Raw genomic sequence first — 23,960 nt, 5'->3', positions numbered from 1 at the left:
AACATTAGTGCTGCCGCAGGTTAGTGAACTGAAGTGACCGAAGTAGCTGAATTCGCCAGAATTCAGTTAGTGGCCTGCAACTGCCAAGACTGAATTCTGGCGAATTCAGCTACTTTTCGAAAACGCCGAGTCAAACGCATTACTCTGCGCTCTTGAAAAGGAAGCCCGACGCGTGAGCGGAAGGGGGGAGTGCGAACAGAGACGCCATCGGCAACGTGCGGTAGCACCATCGTGGTCGCGAACGCTGTGATCTGCGTCAAACTCGCCAATTCTTGTGCTTCCGCACGTTGGTAAACCGAAAGTCCTTTCGCACTTCTCCATCGCCTCACGGCTCGGGCTACCTGAACTGATCTACAAGAGATTTACTTCTCCACCGGCAGCACCGCCTTGATTGCTTCGCCCGAATGCGGCACGGCGGCGTGATAGTCTTCGCCGAGCAGCGCCGCGAGGGTCGCTGCGATTTGACTTTGCGTCACGCGGTCGCAATCGGTTCGTTCGCCGAGGGCGGGCGTGTCTGGACCGAGGAAGGCCATCCACATGTCTTCGGCGCCTTCGATTTTTGCTCCGTGGTTTTTCCAGTTCGTCAGGCCCGAGCCGCGGCCATGATCGGTTGAAATGATGAAGGTCGTTTTGTCTTTGTATTGCTCCATCGACTGCATCGTTTCCCACAGGCGCTGAACGTAACGATCGACCGCATTGGCTGACGTGAGCAGGTTGTCGTAACGGCCGGCGTGGCCCCAGGCGTCGGTTTCGAGAAAGCCGATGAACATCACTCGCGGCTTGTGGCGGAGCAGGTGTTCGCGAGCGGCCTGGTAAAGAAACGAATCGATCACCTCGGCAGCATTCGGGCGCGTGGTGTCGGCGATCAAGTCGTTGAGGAGTTGCTGCTTTGCGTTCGGCTCGGTATCCGGCACCGGTTCCCAACCGCCCATCACCGGAAAACCGCAGCGCTCGCGGTTGATGATGAACGGCGTGACGTCCCACGCGCTGTACGCGGCCACCTTGCCGCCGAACGCCGGTTTGCGGTGCAGCCATTCGAGCACCGTGAAATTCTGGTTCGGCTTCTTCGCATTGCTATCTATCAGCGGATCGGCAAAGCCGGCCAGAATCTCGTTGTAGCCCGGGTACGAAAACTTCATCGTGTTGGTGATCTGCGATGAACTCCCCTTCGTCCGATTGCCGTAGATCTGACCTTCCTTGCCGAACTTTTCCCAGAAGAACGGCAGCAGCGCGGCGCGACGTTCTTCGGGCATCTCGCGCCAGAACTTCTCTTCGATCTCTTTCACATTCGTGACGCCGCCGTGCGGTTTATTGATCAACTCTTTTTCGGCGCCGGTGAAAACCTCCTGCCAGCGCAGACCATCGGTAGTGATCAGCACGACGTTTTTAGTTTTGAGTTCACCGGCATCAGCACCAGCGGCAAAGAGGCAGAGGAGAATGGCCGAAGCCCAGGCGGGAGATTTAAACAATGGCATGATCGAGTCCGAGGCGAGTTGGCGTTCCAAGCGAGTTTCCAGCAAACCAGCAACGCATGGTAACTTGCCCGGCGGTTGGCAACCATTGATCGAGATGATGGGCGGGCTGATTTCAAGTAGCTGAATTCGCCAGAATTCAGAGAACGTCGAAACAGACTCGACCACCTGAATTCTGGCGAATTCAGCTACTTTTTCTCGCAAGGCTCACCGCTGTTGAATCGGCAGGCAATCATTCGGCACTTGCAGCGCGATGCAAGCCATGGCGGTGGCGCAATCTTCTCCTTCGCCGGTCGAGGGCCAACTACCGTCGGCCAGCTGTCGCGCGATGAGGTCGTCGCGCATTGCCGAGTACCAGCGATCGAAGCGGTCGCCGCCGGCCTGCCACAAGGCGAGCGCAGCGTGGAAATGGCCGTAGTAGTAATAGGCCTTCACCGTGGCCGGCGGCAGAAAGGCCGCGAGATAATCGAGCCCCTTGGCGATCTCAGGGCCCTCGTGAATGCCCAGCGCGTACAGCGCCGTCATCGCCGCGGCCGAGCGTGGGAACTTGCTGGCCCGCGGATCTTCGGCCGAGTCGCTGCCGATGATCATGTACATAAATCCGCCGTCGGCATTCTGGCCGCGCTTGATGTAGTCAGCCGCCGCATCGACGGAATTCTTGGGAACGAAAATGCCGGCATTCTTCGCCGCCCGCAGCGCGACGGCCTGGCAGGTCGTGACCGTCATATCGGCGCCATCGTCGTTGCGCGGTTCATATCGCCAGCCACCCTCGGCGGGGTTTTGCGTGCTGACGATCAGGTGCACCGCTTTGGTCAAGGTCTCGCGCAGCTGCTTGCGCGACGTCATGCCATAGCACTCGGCGAGAAACAGCGTCGCAAACCCATGCTTGAACATCGTGCCGTGCATTGCATGGTCGGGCCCGTCGATCAAACCACTCGCGGCCCCTTGGGCGATGATGTACTCCAGGCACTTATCGATGTTCCGCCGATAGGTCCCTCGGCTCGGCGAACTTCCTGCCGCGAGAAACGCCAGGCCGGCCAGCGCACACACGCCGACGTTGCCGCGCGTCGAACTCGTGCCGAACGAGCCATCTTCATTCTGCCGACTAACGAGCCGGGCCAAGCCGCTGGTCACCGCTCGATCGGCTTCGGCCGAATACAAATCGGCCGGCGGACTGCAGGCCGCGCCCACCATCGCCGCCGACATGGTTGTGTTGAAAGCCCGCCGAGAAACCTCGCGAGCCGGTTCACTTTCGTTGCCCATAGATCCTCCGCAAATCTGGCGAAGGTTTGTTCAACATTCATTGTTGTCAGAGGGCGCAGAAAGTCTACCTCGACCGCCGGCAAGCCTTTACCTCACAGGCGGGTCGATAGCACTTGACCGAAACCCCTTGGCCAACAATACTAAACAGAGATTTCGATTGATCTAAAAAACACTTTTTGTCGATAAAACATCGCAGTGAGAGTCATCTTCCTGCCTGTTTTCGTTTGGTTCGCTCTATGAAATGCTTTGCTTGCGCGCTCGCGGTCATCATTGCCGTGGCCGCTTTGGTGGGCTGTGAAACGTCCGTCACTTCGCCGTCAACCGCGAACCAAACGTACCAGGGCAAAGGCCCGCTGAACGTGGTTTGCACCACGGGCATGGTCGCCGATCTGGTGAAGAACATCGCCGGCGAGCGGGCCAAGGTCACGCATCTGATGGGAGCGGGCGTCGACCCGCATCTTTATAAGTCGTCGCCGGGAGACATCGGGGCCCTCGCCGGCGCCGACGTTGTTTTCTATTCGGGTCTGCATCTCGAAGGGAAAATGACTCACGACTTCGAGCAACTGGCGACGACGAAACCGGTGGTGCCGGTGGCCGAGATCATTCCGCACGAAAAACTTCTCGAGGACGGCGGCTTGCATGATCCGCACGTCTGGTTCGATGTCTCACTGTGGTCGCGGGCGGGCGAGCAAGTGCTGGAGACACTCGCGAAGTTCGATCCCAGTCACGCCGACGAATACAAGAAGCGCCACGGCGAGTTCACCGCGCGGCTGACCGAACTCGATCAGTTCTGCAAAACCGAACTCGAAAAGATTCCTGCCGAACGCCGCGTGCTGGTCACGGCTCACGATGCCTTTCGCTATTTTGGCCGGGCTTACAATATCGAGGTGCGCGGCATTCAAGGCGTGAGCACCGACAGCGAAGCCGGCGTGAAACAAATTAACGAGCTCGTGCAATTTCTCGTCGAGCGGAAGATCAAAGCGATCTTTGTCGAAACCAGTGTTTCGGAACAGAATGTGAAATCGCTACTCGAAGGCTGCAAAGCAAACGGTCATCAAGTGGTGATCGGCGGCGAGCTGTTTTCGGATGCGATGGGCGACGATGGAACGCCGGCAGGAACTTACGAAGGAATGATTCGCCATAACGTGAATACGATTGTGAAAGCGCTGCACTAATCGGCAGCGAGTTTGTTTGCATGTCCGCCGAAATTCCTTCGATCCTCGATATTCACGACGTCACCGTGGCCTACCACCGCAAGCCGGTGCTGTGGGACGTCGATCTTACGATTCGTCAGCCCTGCCTGGCCGCGGTCGTCGGCCCGAACGGCGCTGGCAAGAGCACGCTCATCAAAGCCGTACTCGGTCTCACGCCGCTGGCCAGCGGCGCGGTGACGATCTTCGGCCAACCCGTGCCGCGGGTTCGGCAACGCATCGGTTACGTGCCGCAGCGCGAAAGCGTCGATTGGGATTTTCCGGTCACCGTGCTCGACGTCGTGCTGATGGGAACTTACGGCCGCCTTGGTTGGTTCCGCCGTCCGGGCGTGAAAGAGCGCGACGAAGCGCGCGAATGCCTGGCCCGCGTCGGTCTGGCCGATTACACGTCGCGACAAATCGGGCAACTCTCGGGTGGGCAGCAGCAGCGTGTGTTTCTGGCCCGTGCCCTCGCGCAGCAGGCAGATATTTACTTCATGGATGAACCGTTGGCTGGCGTCGATGCGCTGACCGAGCGGGTGATCTTCGACCTGCTCACGGAACTGAGGAAGCAAGGCAAGACGATCATCGTCGTCCATCACGACCTCCGCACCGTGCCGTTGTATTTCGATTTTGTCGCACTGCTGAATGTGCGGCTGGTCGCGAGCGGTCCGGTCGGGACGACGTTCACGCCGGAAAATCTGCGAAAGACTTACGGCGGAAGACTCGCGCTGCTCGACGACGCAGCCGAAGCGCTGGCCGGCCTCGAAAAGGCCGATTCATGACGCTGCACTACAACACCGCCGTGGTCCTTTCCGGCGCGACGTTGCTGGGCGCGCTGGCCGGGCTCGTCGGCTCGTTCGCCGTGCTCCGCAAACGATCGCTTACCGGCGACGCGCTGTCGCACGCCTCGTTGCCGGGCGTTTGTATCGCCTATTTAATCGTCGGCGAGCGCTCGCTGCCGATGTTTCTGCTCGGCGCGCTCGCCAGCGGTGTGCTTGGCATCATCACGATCAATCTGCTGACGACGCGCACCCGCATCCGCGAAGACGCCGCCATCGGCAGCGTGCTCGGCGTCTTCTTCGGCATCGGCATCGCACTCTCGAAGCGGATTTCGCAGTTGCCCGGCGGCGGCAGTCGCGCGGGGCTCGATTCGTTTCTGTTCGGCAAAGCCGCGAGCATGCGATTTGGCGATGTGGTATGGATCTCCGTAATCGCGGCGGGTTGCCTGATCGCGATCTTGCTCCTCTACAAACAATTCAAACTCATCTCGTTCGATTCGGACTTCGGTCGCACGCTCGGTTGGCCGGTGCGGCGGTTGGACCTCGCACTCATGTCGCTCCTCGCGGTGACCGTGGTCATCGGCTTGCCTGCGGTCGGCGTGGTATTGACGGCGGCGATGGTGATTATTCCCGGAGCGTCGGCGCGGTTCTGGACCGACCGCTTCGGCCGGCTGATTGCGCTCGCCACACTCTTCGGCGGCGCGATGGGTTTCATCGGCACGCTCCTCAGCGCTTACAACCGCGCGCTGCCGGCTGGTCCGACGATCGTGCTTGCTGGCGCTTGCATCTTTTTGATTTCATTGCTCGGCGGTTGGCGGCGGGGTGTGATCGCGCGTCATTTGCAGTCGAAAAAGTTCCACGCCGAAATCAGCCGACGACGATTGCTCGAAGGTGTGTGGGAATTGCAGCAGGGCAGGGGAGGGGCGGTCCAATCGGCCGATCTGCGGCAACTGCAATCGTGGCCGCCGCGTCATTTGAACAACACGCTGATCACGGCCTTTCATGCGGGGGAACTCACACCGCAGCCCCCCGGTTTTCGCCTCTCCACCAAGGGCGAAGCCGCTGCGATCGAGATCACGCGCACGCATTTGATCTGGCGCGAACTGCTGCAGGAACACCCCGAGCAAGCCGCGGCCATCAGCGATCTCACAGCGCCGCTCAGCGAACAAGTGCAGCCCGAATTAATCGAGCGGATGCGGCAGCGATTGGAGCAGCGGGGCGATTGGCCGACGGCGGAGAATCGCGCATGATCGCTCGCGCGCCGGAGATTCGTCGTCGTTCGCCGTGGACCTGGCTGTTTGCTGCGCTCGGATGTGTGCTGATCGCGGCTGCGGTTACCTGGCTATTTTTGTTGATCGTGCCGCCGGTCAGTCGCGCCAGCGCGCTACGCACGATCGCCGTCGGAGTGGTGGCCAACGTCAGCTGCGCGCTAGTCGGCACTTATCTCGTACTGCGACGAATGAGCCTCCTCGGCGATGCGATTAGCCATGCGGTGCTGCCGGGAATTGCGATCGCGGTGATCTTCACCGGCCGAGTCGACGGCTGGCACATCCTGGCCGGCGCGATGGTGGTGGGCGTGCTTACGGCGATGCTCGCGCAAGGACTGCAGGGCTTCGGCCAGGTGAGCGAAGACTCGAGCCTCGGCGTCGTTTACACCTCGCTCTTCGCGCTGGGCGTGATCATGTTGCAGATCTGGGCGCCGCATGGGCACTTGGACGTCGACTGCGTGCTCTATGGCGCGATCGAGAACACAGCCCTCGCGCCGCCGGTGCGTTTCGGCGGCATCGCGTTGCCGCCGGCGCTGTGGAAACTCCTGCCAGTGCTGGGCATTGTTTGCGTGTTCATCGCCATCGCCTGGAAAGAGTTGCTCCTCGTGTCGTTCGACAAAGCCCTCGCGCGGGCGATGGGTTATCCGGCTTTTTTGATTCACCTCGCGCTGATGGGCGTCGTGGCGATGGTCACGGTCGCGTCGTTCGAATCGGTCGGCTCGATCTTGGTCGTGCCGATGCTCGTCGCGCCCGCGGCGACGGCCCGCCTGCTCGTCGATCGCTTGTCGACGACGCTCCTCATCGCCGCGATTGCTGCCGCGCTGGCGGCGGTGCTGGGCTATCTGGCCGCACTGGCTTGGAACACGAGCACGGCGGGGATGATGGCTGCCGTGGTTGGCGGCGAACTCGCGCTGGCCGCGCTCTTTTCGCCGCGGCATGGTGTGGCGAGTCGTTGGCTGCGGAACTTGTTCCTCGCGGCGCAGATTGCGGCGGAAGATATTGTCGCGCGTCGTTATCGCGCCGAAGAGCGAGGAACCGCCGTACCTGCCGCCGATGCGAGTGTCACTTGGTTGGTCGCCGCGCTCGCTCGCTTTCGCGTGTGGCGAAAAGGTTGGCTGGCGAGGCAAGAAGGAAAACTGCAGCTCACCGATCGCGGCCGGCAGCACGCTCGCAGCATCGTGCGAGCGCATCGCTTGTGGGAAACGTATCTGGCCACTCACTTCGATCTGCCGTCGGATCACTTGCACGCGCCGGCCGAACGAATGGAACATTTTCTTAGCGCCGAACTGCAAAAGCGTCTCGCCGAAGAACTTGCCGGCCAACCGCTCGATCCGCACGGCAGGCCGATTCCGCCGGAATAGTCGTCGAACGCTCCGCGGTCGATGAATGGAGCTTGAACAACGACGAGCCCAGGAATGAGTGCCAGCGATATTCCGGCTTTGGGCAAGGGCAGTCGTTCTACAGTTCGTGCCAGAACTGCGCCGGGTACAGCTTGTTCCGGCCTACTTCTACTTGCTCTTTCGGCGGCGCGCGAAGAGTGACTTCCATGCATCGACCGCGGAGCGGTCGACGACTAGCGCTGATAGATCGGCAGGTAGGCTTTGTCGAGTTGCAACATGATCAGGTTGCAGGCGGTGACGTAGATCGGGCCGATGTTACCGGTCCAGCTGCCATCGGGCGTTTGTTCGCCGACGATCTTGTTATAAAGTTTGTCGCGAAACGGCGCCCATTCGGTTTCACCTTGGCGATAAATCACCTGCGAGTAATACAGATAGGTGTAGTGCCAATGGCCAAAGGAGTTCGGACCTTCGGATAAGTTCTGCAAGTTCTTTTTGCAGTATTCAAGCATCGGCGGCACGTGCTTGTCGTCGTACGCGCCGGCGTTGTAGAGCGTAGCGAGTGCCGCAGCCGTGATTGCCGGTCGGCTGCTGCCGCGGTTACGACTCGAATAGCTAATGCCGCCGTCGGCATTGCGGCATTGATAGATGTATTCGCGGGCCTTGTCGATCGACTCACCCGGCACGACGATGCCCGCATTGCGACAGCCGCGCAGGCCTTGCACCTGCGTGATCGTGGTCGAGCCTTCGTCGAAGTCGGGTTGATCCTGTGTGCTCACGTAACCCCAGCCGCCAGTCGGCGCTTGAGCGCGGACGCTGAACTGGACTGACTTCGTGCAGGCGTTCACAATTTCTTCGCGGACTTCTTCGTCCTGCTCTTCGCCCAGCACCTGCGAGAGGAAGAGCATCGAAAAACCATGGCCGTAGGTGTAACGGTTGTCGTTGTTGCGATCGCCGATCAGGCCGTTGTCGCGGAGCTTGCTCAGGAGGAAGTCGACCGCTTTGCGAATGTTGCGAGCATACGGGCCCTGCGTGGTCGTCGAGCCCGAGCCGATCAGAGCGGTGCCCGCCAGCGCGGTCATCGCGGTGGGATAGCCACCGGCGGTCCAGTGCCCCTGCGTCGATTGATTTTTGGCGACCCACTTCAGCCCGCGATCGATGGCAGCTTCCCATTTGGGATCGCGTTTGGCGGCCTGAGCTCGCTGGGCGGGTAGCAACGTCGATCCCGCCGCTCCGGCCAGGGCGAGCAAGGCCTGGCGGCGCGTGAACGAATCAGCAGCGGAATGCATCTGGCCATCTGGCATGGCAGTCTTTCCGGAGGAACTCAATCCAACTGTCCGAGGAATTATCGACATTGTCGGCAACGTCGGCAATCCAAATCTGTCCCTTGGTGGCGCAAGGAGGCCGCAAAGTTCATCTTGATCCCCCGTTTGCCAGCCTGCATTACAAATTCTAGAAAATCCCTGGACATCTCTCGCTGCGCTTGCCGGAAGGGTGGAACAGGCAGATAATCCGGGATGGAGGTTCCAATTTACGTGGAGGTAGTTCCTTGGGACTACCCGAACCTCCATCGCGAATTCAGGGAGGCCCATGCCATGCGTCGGTTCGTTCTGCTTCTCGCTCTGCTTCTCGGCATTACCGCCGTTTACTCGGCAGCGCCACCCGCGGCCGAGGCCTATCACCATCACTGGGGTGGCGGCGGCTGGGGTTGGGGCGGCCATCGTTATTATGGCGGCTGGGGTGGCGGCTACGGCGTGCATCGCAACTGGGGCTTTGGCCGCGGTTACGTTTACCGGCCGATCTATCGCCCGTACTACGGTTACGGCTACCGCGGCATTGGCTATCGCGGGTACGGTTACCGGGGCTTTGGCTATCCTGGTTTCGGTGGCTATTACGGCGGGTATGGTGGCTACGGCTACAATTCGTTCTATCCCACGATTAACTACGGCTACTATCCGAGCTACGGCTATTCGAATTACTACAACGGCTGCGCCCCCGTTTATCAAACCTACAGCTCGCCGATTTACTACGACACGCAGTACGCGCCGAACCCGCTGTTCAACTACTACTCGGGCGTGCAAAACGGCGGCTTGAGCACGCAACTGACTGCCGGTACGGCGATCGCGCAACTGGCCGATTCGATTCGCAATCAGCGTTTGGCCAATGGCGCGAACGGCGGGCGAGTGCTCGACGGTGGTATTGTCGGCAACACGGGCGTGGCCAACGGTCGGCTCCGCGGCGTGGTGCAAAACATCGTCGGCGGCGTGATTCAAAATCAGCAGGTGAATGCGAACACGGTCACCGTGCGTTATGCGAATCCTGACGCCCGCAGCAAAGCTCGCGCGTACATGACGCAAGGCGATACGATGTTCCGTGAACAGCGTTACGCTGCTGCGGCTCAGCAATATCGGGCCGCTGCGAGCATGGCGCCCGATCTGGCCGAAGCCAATTGGCGGTATGCACACACGCTGGTGGCCATGGGCGAAAATGATCTCGCCGTGAACGCCATCAATCGCGCTCTGGCGGCCAGCCCCGATATTTCTCGCAACGGTTTCTCGCTCGATCAACTGTACGGCACGATGGGAATGGCCAAGCAATCGCACCTCGAACGCTTGGCCAGCGCCGCGCTCGAAAGCGATTCGCCCAACGCCTACTTCCTGCTCGGCTTCACGATGCGATACAGCGGCGAAGCCCAGCGCGCCGAAAAGTTTTTCGCCAAAGCGGCCGAAGTGAACACCGGCGTCGCGACGCACATCACTGCGTTTGCTCCGGCAGTTCGCACAGCGCCGGCCCGCGCCACATCTCCTGCTCCCGAGCCGCCACCCATGCTGGCTCGCTTGCCGGCGAATGAGATCTAACGCGTTCGTCGTTTCGCTGAGCTAATTAAACAAGAAAGCCCCGCCAATTTTTGGCGGGGCTTTTTTCGTTGAGTAGCTGAATTCGCCAGAATTCAGATGCCAGCAACTCATTAGAGGTCACCATCTGAATTCTGGCGAATTCAGCTACTTTGCTAAGTCGACGGTGCTCCGGCGCATCAGAGCGGAACTCGCGGCTCAGCCGCCGGTGCTTTCTTCGAGCACTTCTTCCGACACATAGATCGGCAGGGCTGGGTCGCAGGCGAAGGCCACGGCGATGGCGTCGCTGGGGCGGGAGTCGATTTCGATCAGTTCACCTTCGCGGCGGACGCGGATGCGGGCGTAGTAGATGTGGTCGCGCAGCTCGCTGATGGCGATGCTGTCGAGTTCGCCCCCCATGGCTTCGATGGCGTTGACCAGGAGTTCGTGCGAGCGGGGACGCGGCGATTGGATTCGCTTCACGCCACTGTTGATGGCTTGGGCTTCGAACAGGCCGATGAGAATCGGAAACTGCCGTTCGCCGTCGACCTCTTTCAGGTAAATGAACTGCTGCTCGTTGATTTCGCTGATGATGATCCGCGACAACTGCATCTGAACAGGCATGACGGCTGATCCGGGTGGAGTGGAGTTACCCATGCAGTTTAGCATAGGCGGGCAAGGATGAGGCGGCTGGCTAATGGAGAGAGCCGAGGATGCGCAGTTAGTTTTTTTTCTTTTCTTCGGCGTAACTCACGCGGAGATAGTGGGGCAGGAGGGTCCAGAGTTCATCGGCAGCGCCGGCTTCATTTTGAGCTCTGCCGAGACGACCAACCGTGGCAGCTCGCGCTTGCCAGGTGGCTTCTTCGGCGACGGAAACTGTCAGCGGGATTTTTTCGCGCAGTTTCTTGAGGGCGGGACCAGCGACAATGGTCTCCTCAGCAGTCTGGAGGTCGGTTAGCCATTGCGGCACGGCGATGATTTCGTCGGCGGCGGTTCTTTCCCAGTGGCCATTTTCCAAGGCTCGGAATTTGGCGACGAATAGCTCCTGGCGTTGGGCTTCGAGAATGACGTGGAGTTGCTGGCCGGGGAGCGAATCGATTTGCGCGGCGATGGCGTCGAGCGTGTTCACACCGATGAGCTTCGCCCGCCAGGCATACGCCAGGGCTTTGGCGGTGATCACACCAACTCGCAGGCCGGTGAACGAGCCCGGGCCGTGGGCAACCGCAACTAGCTCGATCGGCGGACGGCCGGCGTCTTGCCAGATTTTTTGGATGGCCGCGGCCAGGGTGCGGGCCGAACGGGATTCGGCAGGGAGGACCAGTTCGTTTACGGAACCGTCAGGGGCGACCAGCGCGACCGAGCCAGCCGTTGCCACGGTTTCAATCGCTACGGTCCACGCAGGCATTCGGAGGCACTTTCCGGGAAATCGGCAGGAAAACTGGCAACTGGCCGCGAGCCGCAAGCGATAATGGGAATACAGAGCAGTCTGCCCTGATTGTAGCAACCCCTTGCCGATATTGAATAAAGGCCTGTTGAGCCTTAGACTTGCTGACACGTGAGGCAGCACGGCGGTAACGCGGGCGAATGCGTCCTGGCTTGAAATAACTTGATTGGGAAAGGTTCGCGCGTGAAGCGTGCTCTGATTAGCGATATCCACGGCAATTTGGAGGCACTCCGTGTCGTCCTGGCGGATATCCGCGAGCAAGGCGTGGCCCAGATCTTTTGCCTGGGCGACATCGTGGGCTACGGCCCGAATCCCTGCGAATGCCTCGACGAAATCATCGAAAATTGCGAAGCCACCATCCTCGGCAATCACGACCAGGCCACGCTCTTTGATCCGGATGGCTTTAATCCGGTCGCTCAGCGAGCCATTTATTGGACGCGCGAGATGCTCGAGGACGGCCCCGGCACGCCCGCGCAGCGCAACCGTCGGTGGGATTTTCTCGGCGAACTGCACCGCACCTTGTCGGACGGCGACTTTCTGTTTGTGCATGGTTCGCCCCGCGAACCCACGAACGAATACGTCTTCCCCGAAGACATCTACAACCAGCGGAAGATGGACGCGCTATTCAACCGCATCCAAAAATACTGCCTGCAAGGGCACACGCACTTGCCGGGAGTCTTCACGCCCGACTATCGCTTCATCACGCCCGAGGAATGCGGCTATCAATTCCGCCTGGCCAGTGACAAAGCGATGATCAACGTCGGCAGCGTCGGCCAACCGCGCGACGGCGACCCGCGAGCCTGCTACGTGATATTGGACGATACGCTGATCACGTATCGCCGCCTGCAATATGACGTGCAAACAACCCGCGGCAAGATCTACGACATTCCGCAGCTGGATAACATGCTGGGTGATCGGTTAGTGACGGGGCGGTAGTCACTGATTTTGCATCGCGATTAACGACGTCCGTGGACGATGCTGCTGGTCCGCGAGCTAAGACAAATCCATGCCCTGCGAGGTCAATTCGGCTCGCAGTTGAATGCGGTCCTGGTCATTCATTTCCAGCAACACTGAAGTTGCTCGACCGATGGCTGTCAGTCCAACGATTTGATTTTCGACGAGCCTGAAGTGCTCACTCCAGGAATCCAGGCGGGGATTGAACAACGGAACCAGTTCGTCCGTTTCTGGATCAATCGACGATAAATTCGGCCCTTTGTGCAAATTGCACTTTCGGCAAGCGACTGCCAGATTCTCTGGTTCGTCGTTTCCGCGATGCTGCTTCGCGCGGATGTGCTCGATTTGAAACCTGGCCCACGGCAAGGCGTCTTGCGGAAGGTGGCAGTATTCGCACCGATTGTCAGCGCGAAGTCGTACCAACTGCCTGACTGCTTCTTCCATGGTTAAGAGCCATGGTGCTTGAGCACGGCGCGGGCCTTGGCCTGCAGGATGCCAATGAAATCGATGGCTCGAACGTAGGCTTCGTAATCCTCGCGTTCGGCTGCGGTCAAGGTTCCTTCGTTGGCCTTTTCGCCTAACTCATCAAGTTGCCGCTGGATTTCGTCATCAGCGCGCCAAGCCGCCATCCGCTGCGCAGACTCGATGGTGAGTACAGAGCGCAAAGGGTCGAAAACGCGATCGAAGATAGTGGCGGCTGACATGCCTGAAGTATAACGTCGCGGGACTCAACGGAGAAGAATTATCGCTTTCGCGGGCTGAGCGTCAGGGCCAGCCGAATCTCATCTTCGCCGGCCCCAACCTGCACTTCGCAGCTACGGCCATAAATCGACGTCAGCATTGGCTGGGAGACGACCTTGCCGTTGCGCGATATCCGTATTTCGGCTTTGTATTGCGTCGGCGCAGCCGGCACTGGCGTGAAGGTGGCTTCGATCTTGGTATCGGTTTCGTCGTTAATCTGAATGCTGAGCGGCTTCCCCATTTCGCCGGTTAGCTTGGCACGCATTTCCGTTGTTTCGCCGCCAGCTTTGATCTTCGCATCGACATCGGCATTGAATTTGGGCTCGACGGCCATGGCGAGCGTGGGGATGGCAAGTAACAGGGCCAAAGTAAAAATGCGCAGCATGAGATTCTCCTGAATAGTATCGGATGCCGATTAACTACACGGGGTGTCGCAACTTCACAAGATCGAATTGGCTGCTGGCTGGCTCCGCTTGCCAAACGTGCATGCAGGCATGAAGATACAGCCAACATTTTCCATCTCCTCTAGCGAGTGAGCGCGTGCGGCGGGCGATTCTTAGCGATATTCACGGCAACCTCGAAGCGCTCGATGCCGTGCTAGCCGATGTGCAGACCCAGGGTGTCGACGAAATCGCCTGCCTGGGCGACATCGTGGGCTACGGGCCCAATCCGCGGCAGTGCGTCGACAAGGTGATGACGTTCGCCTGGTCGGTGCTCGGCAATCACGACCAAGGGGCGCTCTACGATCCGGAAGGCTTTAGTAGCGGCGCCGAGCGGGCGATCTTTTGGACCCGCGATCAGCTCGAAAACGCCGAGGAGGATCGCGACCTCGTGGCCAAGCGCTGGGAGTTTCTCAGCGAACTGCCGCGCGTGAAACGCGACGGCCGACTGATGTTCGTCCACGGCTCGGCCCGCAACCCACTCAGCGAATACGTCTTCCCCGAAGACATCTACAACCCGCGCAAGCTCGAACGGATCTTTGCCCTGATCGAACGGTTCTGCTTTCAGGGTCACACGCACGTCCCCGGCGTCTTTACCGAGGACGGCAAGTTTCTGAGCACTTCCGAAATCGGCAACAAGTACACGCTCGCCGGCACGAAAGCCATGTTCAACGTCGGCAGCGTCGGCCAACCGCGCGACGGAGACCCGCGCGCCTCGTACGTCATTCAAACCGACACGCAGGTCGAATTCCGTCGCGTGCCATATCCGCTTGAAAAGACGATCGAGAAGATCAAAGCGGTGCCGGAGCTGGATCCGTTTCTGGGCGAACGACTGCGGGATGGGAAGTAGAATGGAGTGATATTCCATCTCTACTGAACGCGAATACCGACGAAGAAGCGCAGCGCAGCTTCCTGAGTTGATTGCTCAACCCGCTGTTCGCTCGTCACAAAAACTACCATGACGTTCACCGCTTCTCTTTCGCAGTTCCAAGGTTGCCTGCTAGGCGCCGCGACTGCCGACGCTCTAGGCGCTCCCTGGGAAGGCTTGACTGCGGAGCTGATTTTCGAAATGGGGCCGGCCGACCGTATTGTCCAGCACGAATCTGGCGAGACGATCTATTACACCGACGACACCCAAATGACGATGGGGATCGTCGAAACACTTGTGAAGTGTGGAGCCGTTGATGGTGATGTGTTGGCCGATCGGTTCGTGGCCAACTATCACCCTGACCGCGGCTATGGCCAGGGCGCGCGAGCACTCATCAACGAAATTGCCGCAGGCGCAGATTGGCGAGTTGCTGCTGCGGCAATGTTCGGCGGTCAAGGTTCGCTCGGCAATGGCGCCGCAATGCGAGTCGCCCCCATCGGTGTCTATTTCGCCGCAGACCTCACTCAGGTCACGAAGCAGGCCGAGCGCAGCGCTGAAGTTACGCATCAACATCCGATCGGCATCGATAGCGCCCGCTTACTTGCCGTCGCGGCTGCTCTGGCGACGCGTAGTGCTGGCAAGACATTTGATCGCACCTTCTTCCTTCAGCAACTGCGTGATGTCGCACTGACGGAGGAGTTTCAGTGGCAGATAGATTTGGCTCTGCAACTCGAGCCATTTCAATCCTTGCGCTCGTTCGGAAATTCGCTCGAGGCGCATCGTTCCGTCATGACCTCGATCATGTGTTTTGCCGATTCACCAAATAATTACGAGCAAGCCATTTCTCGCGCGATCGGTCGGGGCGACGATGTCGACACGTTGGCCGAAATGACAGGTGGCTTAGTTGGCGCGCGGTTAGGTCTAGAAGGCGTACCCCAACGACTTTGGGGATGCCTGGAAGAACACTCGCAAGGACGGTCTTATTTGCTGTCACTGGGAGAGCAACTTTGGAAACTGCGGACGACGCAACCAGCTTAAATCGCCTGTACCCGCCCACAAGTTGATACCTGCTAGGTAGAATCACCTTGCCACTTCCACTCCCGCCGATCCATCAAAAATGTCCTCACCTGTTGAAAAAATCGAGCCCACTGCCAGCAAGGGTTCGCTCCTCGTCATCTTTTTGACGGTCTTCATCGACCTGCTCGGCTTTGGCATGGTGTTGCCTTTGCTGCCGCTCTACGCCGAGAAATTCGGCTTGGCCGAGCATGGTTGGCAGCTCGGGCTGCTGATGGCCATTTTTTCGATGATGCAGTTTGTCTTCTCGCCGCTGTGGGGGCGGGTTTCGGATCGAATCGGGCGTCGACCGGTGATCATTGTTGGGCTCATTGGCTCGGTAGTTTGTTACGGACTGTTCGGCATCGCCGCGATTCAAGAGAGTTGGGAACTGCTGTTCCTTAGCCGACTCGGCGCGGGCATTGCCGGCGCGACCATCTCGACGGCGGCAGCGTACATCGCCGATGTAACGACCAAGGAAAAGCGGGCCAAGGGCATGGCGCTGATCGGCGTCTCGTTCGGGCTCGGCTTTACGTTCGGGCCGTTGCTCGCTTGGGCTGCGCTTCTTTCGGCGAAGACCACGCCAATTCCAAATCCCGACAAGGCGCCGGAAGTTGCCGCCGTAGCGAATGCGACAACGCTTGCGGATGAAACGAAGACGCCCGCCGAAAAAGAGAAAGCCAAGCTCCGCGAATATGACCACGTTGCCACGAGCCCCTTGCCCGGATTCGTCGCTGCTGGTTTGTCGCTCGTCGCGCTGATGCTCGCCGTATTTCTGTTGCCCGAAAGTTTGAAGCCGGGAACTTCTCACACGCACATGGGCATGTTCGATGTCCGCGCGCTCAAGGACTCCGTTTCCACGCCAACCATTGGGGCGTTGCTGCTCACTTCGTTTCTCAGCGTGACTGCCTTCGGCGGCTTCGAGACCACAGCGGCGCTGTTGCTCAAAGATGAGAAGCAAGGGTTCAACCTGCAGTTCGGCCAGGTGCCGCTGTTCTTTGCCTTCATCGGCATTACGCTCAGCCTGGTTCAAGGCGGCATTGTCCGCCGCCTGTCGACGCGGCTCAACGAAGTGACGATGGCAGCCATCGGCTTCACGCTCACCGCGACTGGTTTTCTGCTAATCATCTTTGCCACGCAATCGCACAGCTGGAATCTGCTGCTGGTGGCCACCGCAGTTTCCGTCGGCGGGTTTGCCTTCACCACGCCGTCGCTCAGCGCGCTCATCAGCCGGCGGAGCGATCCCGCGCGGCAGGGCGGCATCATGGGTGTCAGCCAGGGCGTGAGCGCGCTGGCTCGCATCGCCGGTCCGCTGTTCGCCATTCCGCTCTTCAAGGGTGTCTCGTCCGTCGCACCCTACGAAGTGGCCCTCGGCTTGATGGTGCTCGGCTTGCTGGTGCTGGTCTTGTTGGCCCGGCATGGCAAGGATTTTGGCGCAGGCGAAACAAGCGTGGGGCATTAGCAGCGAGAAACTGCATTGAAAATGCTCCGTATCATCGGTGACGTTCACGCACAGATCGGCACAGACGATTTGCTGAAGCACGGCGCGCAACCGTATCTCGAACTGATCGCCGAGGTGGAGCACTCGGTGCAGATCGGCGACATGGGAGATGGGATTGCTTACGAGCAACTTATCGCCGGAGTTGATTCAACGCGGCATCGATTCTTTCCCGGCAATCACGATCACTACCATTGCTTGCCGCCGCACTCGCTGGGGGATTTCGGGCCGGTTGCGCTGGGCGGAGTGGAATTCTTCTTCATTCGCGGCGCAGCTTCAACCGATCGCGAAAAGCTTCTCCGCGTAGGCCGCGAATTAGGCCGCACGCTGTGGTTCGCGGAGGAAGAATTGTCTATCGAACAAATGCAGAGTGCGGCAGCAGTTTACACCGCAGCTCGCCCAACGATCATGCTGACTCACGACGCGCCGACCGAAATCGCACAAGCCGTGTGGGAGCAAACGCCGCAGCCACTTCGTCGCGGCGAAGTCTTCGCTCCTTCACGTACGAACACATTTCTCGAACAGCTTCTCGCCATTCATCAGCCGCGCCTGTGGCTATTCGGCCATCATCATCGCGATTGGCGCTATCGCGCGGGCCCAACGCTCTTCGGCTGCGTCGGCGAATTGTCGTATGTCGATATTACTGCTGATGGCGACATCGCTGCGCGGTAAATTCAGCCATCTGCTGAACGACGTCCTTGCCGACAGGAAGCCTCATGAAAATCGCCGCAGTCAAAACCATTCCGCTCGGTGGCGCTACGCACGATCACGGTTGGCCCGGCGGCACCGATCCGAACGTGCAATACAACACGCTGGTCGAAGTGATCAGCGATGAAGGGATCACCGGGCTCGGCAGTTGCTACACGACGCGGGCACTCGTCGAAGGTGCGCTCGAGTTGCTCCGGCCCCATTTGATTGGCGAGCCTGCCGATCAGCCGGATCGGGTGAGTGAGAAGTTGCGGCAGAGCATGTTCTGGCTCGGCCGCGGCGGCAGCGTCGAACATGCGATCAGCGGCATTGATATCGCGCTATGGGATTTATGGGGACAGGCACTGCAGCAACCCGTTTCCAAATTGCTCGGCGGCAATTATCGCGACCGCATCAAGCCGTACGCTTCGATCTTGTTCGATCAACCTGAGCCGCTGCGCGACGCGCTGCTCGTGCAAAAGGAGCGCGGCTTTCGCGCGATCAAAATGGGTTGGCGGCCGTTCGGGCGCGTCAGTCGTCAGCTTGATGAGTTGCTGATTCGCACCGCGCGCGAGACGGTCGGCGAAGACGTCGAGCTGATGGTCGATGCCGGCGGCAGCGAACAATTCTGGCCGCACAGTGTGAATTGGGCTCGCGAAACGGCGAAGATGCTCGGCGATTACAACATCACTTGGTTTGAGGAAGCACTCAAGCCGGACGACGTCGAGGGCTTTGCGCAGTTGCAAGCCACTTCGCCGGTACTGATCTCGACCGGCGAAGTCCTCACGCGGCGGCAGGCCTTTCAGCCGTTTCTTTTGAAGCGGGCCGTCGACATCATTCAGCCCGACCTGACGAAGTGTGGCGGCTTGAGCGAAGGTCGCAAACTCGCCTGGCTGGCCTACGATCAGGGCGTGCTCCTCGTGCCGCACGGTTGGAACACTGCCGTCGGTGTGGCGGCCGACCTTGCTCTTTCGGCAGCGATGCCCGTGGCTCGCTGGGTCGAATATCAAACGGGCGTGCCCTATATCGAAGACATTCTCGAAGAGCCGTTCAAGCTCGACGCCGAAGGAATGTTGCAAGTGCCGAGCGGCCCGGGGCTGGGGATTAAATTGAATCGAGATGCGATTGCGAGGATGGGGGCTGGGGGCTAGGAACTGGGAGCTGGGGAAAGGCAGGAGCAGGGCACTGTCCAAATCGACGGGGCAGTGCGAACATGAAGGCTCACAGAGAAAATCATCCCCCAGATCCCAGCCCCTCCTCATGCAACGTATCCGTTCCTTTATCGCCGTCGAAATTGCCAGCAGTGTTACCAAGCGGGCTCGGGCGCTCATCGAAAAACTGAAGACTCCCGGCGTCGATGTGAACTGGGTCGATCCGCAGCAGATGCATCTCACGCTGAAGTTTCTCGGCAACGTAACCGACGCCGATATCCCCGAAATCTGCCGCGTCGTGAGCGAAGCCGCGGCCAGCGTCGAGCCGTTCGAAATCATTTGCCGCGGCCTCGGTGGTTTTCCCAGTTCTGCCGACGCCCGCACACTGTGGCTGGGCATCGAGCAGGGGAACGAAGAGCTGCGCGAGCTGCAAGCCGCGATCGACAACGCTCTGAAAAAGGAAATGGGCTTTGCCAAGGAAGCCCGCGGCTTCACCCCGCACCTGACCATCGGCCGCGTGAAAGGCGGCAGCGATGAAGGAATGGCCGAGCTCGCCGCGAAACTCGCCGAGCACATGAGCTACGACGCAGATCTATCCGTCGTCGACGAAGCCGTGATCTTCGCCAGCTTCCTCGGCCGCAGCGGCCCGACGTATGAAGCGCTAGCGCATTGCCCGTTGGCGTGAACCCATTGTCGCCTTTCGCTCCCGCGAAAGGCCAATCGAAGTCGACCCTTACAGTGGCGCTAGGTTGTCAGCCAGGATATCGGCGATAAATGTACTCACCTGGCAAAAGTTGCGCTTTCAACGGATTATCGGCAATATATTGCCGCAAGTACTCGTATTGCTCCGCGGTGCGAACTAAGTGATCGAAAGGCTCGCTCTGCCAGAATTTGCCCTGAGAACCAAGTGCGCGGTTGATTTGCACCGCAGTAAAGTGCATCCAGGAATCGCATTGATCGAACATCGCTTGTTCGGTCGGAAAAACGGCCAGCAAATGCACATGGTTGGGCATGATGACAAAGTCGCCCATCTTGTATCTTTGTCCGTCAAAATGCAGCAACGAGTCGGAAACCGCCCGTGCTAACTCTGGGCGTTTGAGAACGCATGCTCCCTGGCAAGTATCTAAATACTCTTCACGGCAACGATTAAAGGTTCGCTGAAAATCGGCCTGATCTTTTGAGTTAAGTTTGGACACGATAACGGAGGACTTCGCGCCGGTCGCAAAACCTCGCCTCGCGAGCCAATCCTGCTTTTCTGCCTCCCACCGCAACACCACCTCTGCAGGAATGGAATCGGCAGTCCGAAAGGTAATGAAGACAACCGCGCCAGCTTGTGACCAATGAGGCCGTAGATGCTGATGTATTAGCAAACCCGCTTGCGGATCAAAGCACTCACCGAGCATGTTTGAAGTTTCGCTTGGGTAAATCGGCGTCGGGCCTCATTGTCGTCTTTCGCTCCGCGAAAGACAAATTGCGGTGGAACAACTGTTGTATCTTGGAGGCCGAAATGAGCCCGACTTGCTAACGCTTGCCAGCTCAACGTTATTTGGTCGTTCACCTTGGTTGGTCTTTCGCGGAGCGAAAGACGACAATGGGGGCACTCGCCGATCTAAGGCAATGTCACGGGTTCGCCATCGTGACGATTGGCGATGCGGTCGAGCGTGGTGAGATCGGTCGAAACTTGCAGGGCTTTCACCGAGCCGTCGCCGAAGACGAATTGGCAGACGCTGGGATGCCAGCTTCCGAATTGTCCGCTGGAAGCGTTGAGGTCACGAGCGATCGGGGCGCCTGTCCCCAACTGCTTGAACGACCCGCCGTGGTCTCCATTCCAAACCGAGCCTTCAGTGTTCGTCGCGGGACGCTTAACGTGCTTCTCGCCAATGAATACCACATTGCTCAAACCGTCGCTCACACTCGCGAAACGCAACATCGGCGGTCCCTTGTACCAGAATGGGCCATTCGCTTGATTGGGCTCAGTCACCGGAGTTGGCGAACCCATGCCGATGTAATAGTCACCCTGCCCAACCGGCGTGCCTACATTCGTCGCGTAATCGGCGACTCCTCCAGAAACAGGTGGATTCGAAGTCCCTTGTTGGACATCGACCGTGCAATAAAGTGGTTTCGACCTCTCGCGCGACGGACACAAGTAAAACTTGAACGAAGTCTCCCGCACGGCTGCCGTCTGGTCATAGAACATCTTGGTCATGTCCCATTTTTCATAATGATTTCGCTGCTCGAGAAACGGCAGGATGATGAGGAACGTCGTCTCGCGCGTATCGAGTCGCGTATACGGAATGGTCTGATACGTGTCGTGAAAGTTCTGCACGGCGAGGCCCATCTGCTTGAGATGGTTGACGCATTGCGTCCGCCGCGCTGCTTCGCGTGCGGCCTGCACGGCAGGGAGCAGCAACGCAACCAACACGCCGATGATGGCGATCACGACGAGCAATTCCACGAGCGTGAAACCACGATTCCGCTGTCCGTTTGTCATCGCCCGAACTCCGCCTCAGGTTTGGCTCAGCCTGCGCTGCCGAAAACAGATGTTACGGCATCGTAATACTGTGGCAGGGCGGGCGTCAAATTGTCGCGGGAGATTCGGAGTCGTGTTGCGGCGCGAAGAGTACTTCGACGATTCCCTTCGACACCTCGTTCGTCGTGAGTTGCACCGGCAGGAACCGTTGCACGATCTCGAGATGCGTGAGCGAATGGCCTGTAAGCGCGAGCGTGCGAAACGAACTGTACTCGCCATGACTCGCAGCGATCGCGAGCGGCAGGATCAACTGATCGGCCAAGTGCGGACCGACGGGAACTTCGGCTTGCAAGTATTCGTCGGCTTCTTGCCACGTGCTGGCCGCGACGCGCTCGGCCGATACGCCGCGCTCGCCAAAGCCGACGAAGACTTCGGTGACGTGCTCGCTGGCAATCTCGATCAGCACCGCATTGCCGCAGCCGTGCGCAGGAACTTCCAAAGCGTGAAAACTGTTTTTCTCCCACCCCGACAAGCGGCGGATTTCGTGGCATTCGCGCTCGGCGATTTTCTTCGGTAGGTTGGCGACCAGGGCGCGCACCTGCTTGCTCAAAATCCCGCCGCGCTCGCGCAGCTTCAGGCCGCTGAACTTCGCCACCGGCTCGATATGCACAACGACTCGGCCACCGCCGCCCGGAAAGAAACCATGGCGATCGAGTTGCACTTGCAGCCGCGGGCCAAGGCGCTCGATCAGCGGCGCGTAACTGCGGATGATGAAATCAACCGGCGGCGCCATCGGGTTGTGCGTGCCACCCTCGATCACGAGCGTCGATGGGCCCGTCGCCAGCAACAGCGGCGGCAGAATCGTCTGCAACACGAGCGACGCGCTGCCGGCAGTGCCGATGCGAAACTCATACGCGCCGGGCTTCACTGCGCCAGGTTCAAACGCCAGCTGCGACGAGCCGAGGGCGGCGCCGTTGACTTTCGCATCGCTGAGCTGCGCAACTGCTTGCACAGCGACCAAGTGCTGCCGAGCCAGGCCGGAGTTCTTTCGCTTGGCGCGAATATTCGTGAGCTTCACCGGCGTGCCAGTGAGCAGCGACAGCGCCAGCGACGAGCGAATGATCTGTCCGCCCCCTTCGCCCCGGGAGCCATCGATTTCGAGCATAGATTTTGCTTTGCCTGTTCCGCACGGATGTGATCGTGTGAAGAGCAAGAGGCAAAATAGCAGAAAGGGTTCACGCTGACGCGCGTGAATTCGCTGGCCACGCCGCTTCCGTACAGCTTTTAAATGGTTGTTGGCGAGATTGCTTGATAGCAATTGACGCTTGAGGCAGAACGTACTTAACTAACTGTAGACATTCGAATTCATAGGCACCGTTGGAGTTTGAAATACCGCATGGGGACAATCGACGATCTCATACGTATGATGCCGCCTCCAGCGGAACCGCTGAATCGTGGCTCAGAAAACGAGTGGAACGAGTTCCAGCAGAACGTCGGCCTGTGGTTTCCGCGAGACTACTTCGTCGTGATATACACCTACGGCTCGGGCAGCTTTCTTGCCGGCGAACTCCGGGTGAATAATCCACTTGAACCTGCTGACGCAGCGTCCGTCGAGCGAGAATTCAAAACCTTGCGAGAGTCGAAACAGATTTTTCCTGTGTTCCCGGAATCGGGCGGACTTTACCCATTCGCAATCGATGGCAACGGAAACACATTCTTGTGGCTCACCCAGGGCCCACCAGAGGAGTGGTCGATCGTCTGCCTTAATTCTAAGGATCATCACGAGGTGGTAAAACTTTCGCTCGTCGAATTCCTAATACGCATGGCTACCAATCGACTCGCCATCGATCATCAGAAGTTTTGGGGATGCGAATTCGCAAAAAATCAATTGGAATTCATACCCCGTCGGTCGCCCTCAACTCACGGTAGAAGGTCTACAGGCCTGCGCGAACACGCCGAGCCGGGTGCTGCCGCAAACGGCGGTACCATGTAGTAGTTGTGCTTGCTTCCAAAAATGATTTCTCATCCAATCCCCAATGTGTTTCTAGCGTCACCCGAAGAGGCTGCGACAGGGGCACTCGCAGTCCCCGCAGATGGACTCGCTGGGGCGAGACTGTATGGCGTGGACGACCAAACAATTGCGGCGCTGTGCTACGCATTGCGGCAAAAAGATTTTGATCCAGGTGCTGTCGACCCCACCATTCTTCGTGATCACCAATTGCTCTACACCTACGATGAATTGCACGGCGGGTGGCTGTTCCGCTTCCCAGACGAGGTGAAGCAGACGCTTGCCCAATTGAATGAGAAGGATTTCGAAGCGGTAGTGGGAAGGTGGGAACCGGTCTTCCGCGATTTCGATCCTGCACCTAATCGAGCCGTCGTTCCGGAAATGCTCAATCAGTTAGTGCTCCTGGCGACAACAGGCGTGCGTAATTGCAAACCGCTGCATTGGGTGGCTCCCAGTTGCTGACTTGAGTCAAACGCCGCAGACGGCGAGGAGGGCCGTGA

General features: G+C 59.1%; 25 protein-coding genes. 14 read left to right on the top strand and 11 right to left on the bottom strand.

All coding sequences use genetic code 11. The features are described from left to right. Positions 1 to 362 precede the first annotated feature (362 nt). Together M9Q49_RS05200 and M9Q49_RS05195 are read right to left on the bottom strand one after the other, a co-directional pair. Positions 363 to 1,475, bottom strand: coding sequence for an alkaline phosphatase family protein (locus M9Q49_RS05200; protein ID WP_254507621.1), 1,113 nt, complete (start codon positions 1,473 to 1,475; stop codon positions 363 to 365). Positions 1,476 to 1,679: 204 nt separating this feature from the next. Further along, positions 1,680 to 2,735, bottom strand: coding sequence for a prenyltransferase/squalene oxidase repeat-containing protein (locus M9Q49_RS05195; RefSeq protein ID WP_254507619.1), 1,056 nt, complete (start codon positions 2,733 to 2,735; stop codon positions 1,680 to 1,682). 236 nt (positions 2,736 to 2,971) lie between these two features. Here M9Q49_RS05195 and M9Q49_RS05190 point away from each other — a divergent pair, with 236 nt between their 5' ends. From M9Q49_RS05190 to M9Q49_RS05175, 4 genes are read left to right on the top strand one after another with little or no spacing between them, the layout of a single operon-like run. Beyond that, positions 2,972 to 3,910 (top strand): metal ABC transporter solute-binding protein, Zn/Mn family, encoded by a 939-nt coding sequence (locus M9Q49_RS05190; RefSeq protein ID WP_254507618.1) that lies wholly within the window; start codon positions 2,972 to 2,974, stop codon positions 3,908 to 3,910. Positions 3,911 to 3,930: 20 nt separating this feature from the next. Then, positions 3,931 to 4,710, top strand: coding sequence for a metal ABC transporter ATP-binding protein (locus M9Q49_RS05185; RefSeq protein ID WP_254507616.1), 780 nt, complete (start codon positions 3,931 to 3,933; stop codon positions 4,708 to 4,710). Beyond that, complete coding sequence (locus M9Q49_RS05180) at positions 4,707 to 5,957, top strand: metal ABC transporter permease (RefSeq protein WP_254507615.1); 1,251 nt, start codon at positions 4,707 to 4,709, stop codon at positions 5,955 to 5,957. The genes M9Q49_RS05185 and M9Q49_RS05180 overlap by 4 nt, the downstream gene beginning before the upstream one ends. Beyond that, positions 5,954 to 7,336 carry a metal ABC transporter permease gene (locus tag M9Q49_RS05175; protein ID WP_254507614.1) on the top strand — a complete coding sequence of 461 codons (1,383 nt, stop codon included), beginning with the start codon at positions 5,954 to 5,956 and terminating at the stop codon, positions 7,334 to 7,336. The genes M9Q49_RS05180 and M9Q49_RS05175 overlap by 4 nt, the downstream gene beginning before the upstream one ends. Before the next feature lie 212 nt (positions 7,337 to 7,548). On the opposite strand, the gene M9Q49_RS05170 is transcribed toward M9Q49_RS05175, so the two are convergent. Continuing rightward, on the bottom strand, positions 7,549 to 8,616 hold the full coding sequence (locus tag M9Q49_RS05170) for a prenyltransferase/squalene oxidase repeat-containing protein (protein WP_254507613.1): 1,068 nt from the start codon (positions 8,614 to 8,616) through the stop codon (positions 7,549 to 7,551). A gap of 291 nt (positions 8,617 to 8,907) precedes the next feature. Between M9Q49_RS05170 and M9Q49_RS05165 the strand changes: the two genes are divergently transcribed. Continuing rightward, the gene (locus M9Q49_RS05165) at positions 8,908 to 10,170 is read left to right on the top strand and encodes a tetratricopeptide repeat protein (RefSeq protein WP_254507612.1); all 1,263 of its coding nucleotides are present in this window, start codon (positions 8,908 to 8,910) and stop codon (positions 10,168 to 10,170) included. 195 nt (positions 10,171 to 10,365) lie between these two features. Here M9Q49_RS05165 and M9Q49_RS05160 read toward each other — a convergent pair whose 3' ends face one another. Together M9Q49_RS05160 and tsaB are read right to left on the bottom strand one after the other, a co-directional pair. After that, the gene (locus M9Q49_RS05160; RefSeq protein WP_254507610.1) at positions 10,366 to 10,770 is read right to left on the bottom strand and encodes a bifunctional nuclease family protein; all 405 of its coding nucleotides are present in this window, start codon (positions 10,768 to 10,770) and stop codon (positions 10,366 to 10,368) included. 97 nt (positions 10,771 to 10,867) lie between these two features. Next, positions 10,868 to 11,551 (bottom strand): tRNA (adenosine(37)-N6)-threonylcarbamoyltransferase complex dimerization subunit type 1 TsaB, encoded by a 684-nt coding sequence (gene tsaB / locus M9Q49_RS05155; protein ID WP_254507609.1) that lies wholly within the window; start codon positions 11,549 to 11,551, stop codon positions 10,868 to 10,870. A gap of 222 nt (positions 11,552 to 11,773) precedes the next feature. Between tsaB and M9Q49_RS05150 the strand changes: the two genes are divergently transcribed. Continuing rightward, positions 11,774 to 12,526: a metallophosphoesterase family protein gene (locus M9Q49_RS05150; protein WP_254507608.1), complete on the top strand. Its 753-nt coding sequence runs from the start codon at positions 11,774 to 11,776 to the stop codon at positions 12,524 to 12,526. Positions 12,527 to 12,583: 57 nt separating this feature from the next. On the opposite strand, the gene M9Q49_RS35925 is transcribed toward M9Q49_RS05150, so the two are convergent. From M9Q49_RS35925 to M9Q49_RS05140, 3 genes are read right to left on the bottom strand one after another with little or no spacing between them, the layout of a single operon-like run. Next, positions 12,584 to 12,988, bottom strand: a complete 405-nt coding sequence (locus M9Q49_RS35925; RefSeq protein ID WP_390843382.1) for an HNH endonuclease — start codon at positions 12,986 to 12,988, stop codon at positions 12,584 to 12,586. Between the two features lie 2 nt (positions 12,989 to 12,990). Continuing rightward, positions 12,991 to 13,248, bottom strand: coding sequence for a hypothetical protein (locus M9Q49_RS05145; RefSeq protein WP_254507606.1), 258 nt, complete (start codon positions 13,246 to 13,248; stop codon positions 12,991 to 12,993). A 38-nt stretch (positions 13,249 to 13,286) separates the two neighbouring features. After that, positions 13,287 to 13,670 carry a hypothetical protein gene (locus M9Q49_RS05140; protein ID WP_254507605.1) on the bottom strand — a complete coding sequence of 128 codons (384 nt, stop codon included), beginning with the start codon at positions 13,668 to 13,670 and terminating at the stop codon, positions 13,287 to 13,289. 155 nt (positions 13,671 to 13,825) lie between these two features. Between M9Q49_RS05140 and M9Q49_RS05135 the strand changes: the two genes are divergently transcribed. From M9Q49_RS05135 to thpR, 6 genes are all read left to right on the top strand, one after another. Then, entirely contained in the window at positions 13,826 to 14,575 is a 750-nt protein-coding gene (locus M9Q49_RS05135; protein ID WP_254507604.1) for a metallophosphoesterase family protein, read from the top strand. 108 nt (positions 14,576 to 14,683) lie between these two features. Continuing rightward, positions 14,684 to 15,631 (top strand): ADP-ribosylglycohydrolase family protein, encoded by a 948-nt coding sequence (locus M9Q49_RS05130; RefSeq protein WP_254507603.1) that lies wholly within the window; start codon positions 14,684 to 14,686, stop codon positions 15,629 to 15,631. A 79-nt stretch (positions 15,632 to 15,710) separates the two neighbouring features. Next, complete coding sequence (locus tag M9Q49_RS05125) at positions 15,711 to 17,108, top strand: MFS transporter (RefSeq protein ID WP_254507602.1); 1,398 nt, start codon at positions 15,711 to 15,713, stop codon at positions 17,106 to 17,108. A 21-nt stretch (positions 17,109 to 17,129) separates the two neighbouring features. After that, complete coding sequence (locus M9Q49_RS05120) at positions 17,130 to 17,816, top strand: metallophosphoesterase (protein WP_254507601.1); 687 nt, start codon at positions 17,130 to 17,132, stop codon at positions 17,814 to 17,816. A 44-nt stretch (positions 17,817 to 17,860) separates the two neighbouring features. Then, positions 17,861 to 18,982 carry a mandelate racemase/muconate lactonizing enzyme family protein gene (locus M9Q49_RS05115; protein WP_254507600.1) on the top strand — a complete coding sequence of 374 codons (1,122 nt, stop codon included), beginning with the start codon at positions 17,861 to 17,863 and terminating at the stop codon, positions 18,980 to 18,982. A 109-nt stretch (positions 18,983 to 19,091) separates the two neighbouring features. After that, positions 19,092 to 19,667: an RNA 2',3'-cyclic phosphodiesterase gene (gene thpR, locus M9Q49_RS05110; RefSeq protein ID WP_254507599.1), complete on the top strand. Its 576-nt coding sequence runs from the start codon at positions 19,092 to 19,094 to the stop codon at positions 19,665 to 19,667. A gap of 67 nt (positions 19,668 to 19,734) precedes the next feature. Here the strand turns inward: thpR and M9Q49_RS05105 are convergent, their stop codons facing one another. The 3 genes from M9Q49_RS05105 to rtcA form a co-directional block, all read right to left on the bottom strand. Next, entirely contained in the window at positions 19,735 to 20,385 is a 651-nt protein-coding gene (locus M9Q49_RS05105; protein ID WP_254507597.1) for a transposase, read from the bottom strand. Between the two features lie 206 nt (positions 20,386 to 20,591). Continuing rightward, complete coding sequence (locus M9Q49_RS05100; protein ID WP_254507596.1) at positions 20,592 to 21,473, bottom strand: DUF1559 domain-containing protein; 882 nt, start codon at positions 21,471 to 21,473, stop codon at positions 20,592 to 20,594. 85 nt (positions 21,474 to 21,558) lie between these two features. After that, complete coding sequence (rtcA, locus tag M9Q49_RS05095) at positions 21,559 to 22,617, bottom strand: RNA 3'-terminal phosphate cyclase (RefSeq protein WP_254507595.1); 1,059 nt, start codon at positions 22,615 to 22,617, stop codon at positions 21,559 to 21,561. 231 nt (positions 22,618 to 22,848) lie between these two features. Between rtcA and M9Q49_RS05090 the strand changes: the two genes are divergently transcribed. Both M9Q49_RS05090 and M9Q49_RS05085 read left to right on the top strand, forming a co-directional pair. Then, complete coding sequence (locus M9Q49_RS05090) at positions 22,849 to 23,445, top strand: SMI1/KNR4 family protein (protein ID WP_254507593.1); 597 nt, start codon at positions 22,849 to 22,851, stop codon at positions 23,443 to 23,445. Positions 23,446 to 23,574: 129 nt separating this feature from the next. Continuing rightward, entirely contained in the window at positions 23,575 to 23,922 is a 348-nt protein-coding gene (locus M9Q49_RS05085; RefSeq protein WP_254507592.1) for a hypothetical protein, read from the top strand. Positions 23,923 to 23,960: the final 38 nt, after the last annotated feature.

The sequence above is a fragment of the Anatilimnocola floriformis genome (assembly GCF_024256385.1).
GTDB lineage: Bacteria > Planctomycetota > Planctomycetia > Pirellulales > Pirellulaceae > Anatilimnocola > Anatilimnocola floriformis.
The sequence above is the reverse complement of the archived record's forward strand: the minus strand, read 5'-3'. Positions and strand labels throughout refer to the sequence as shown.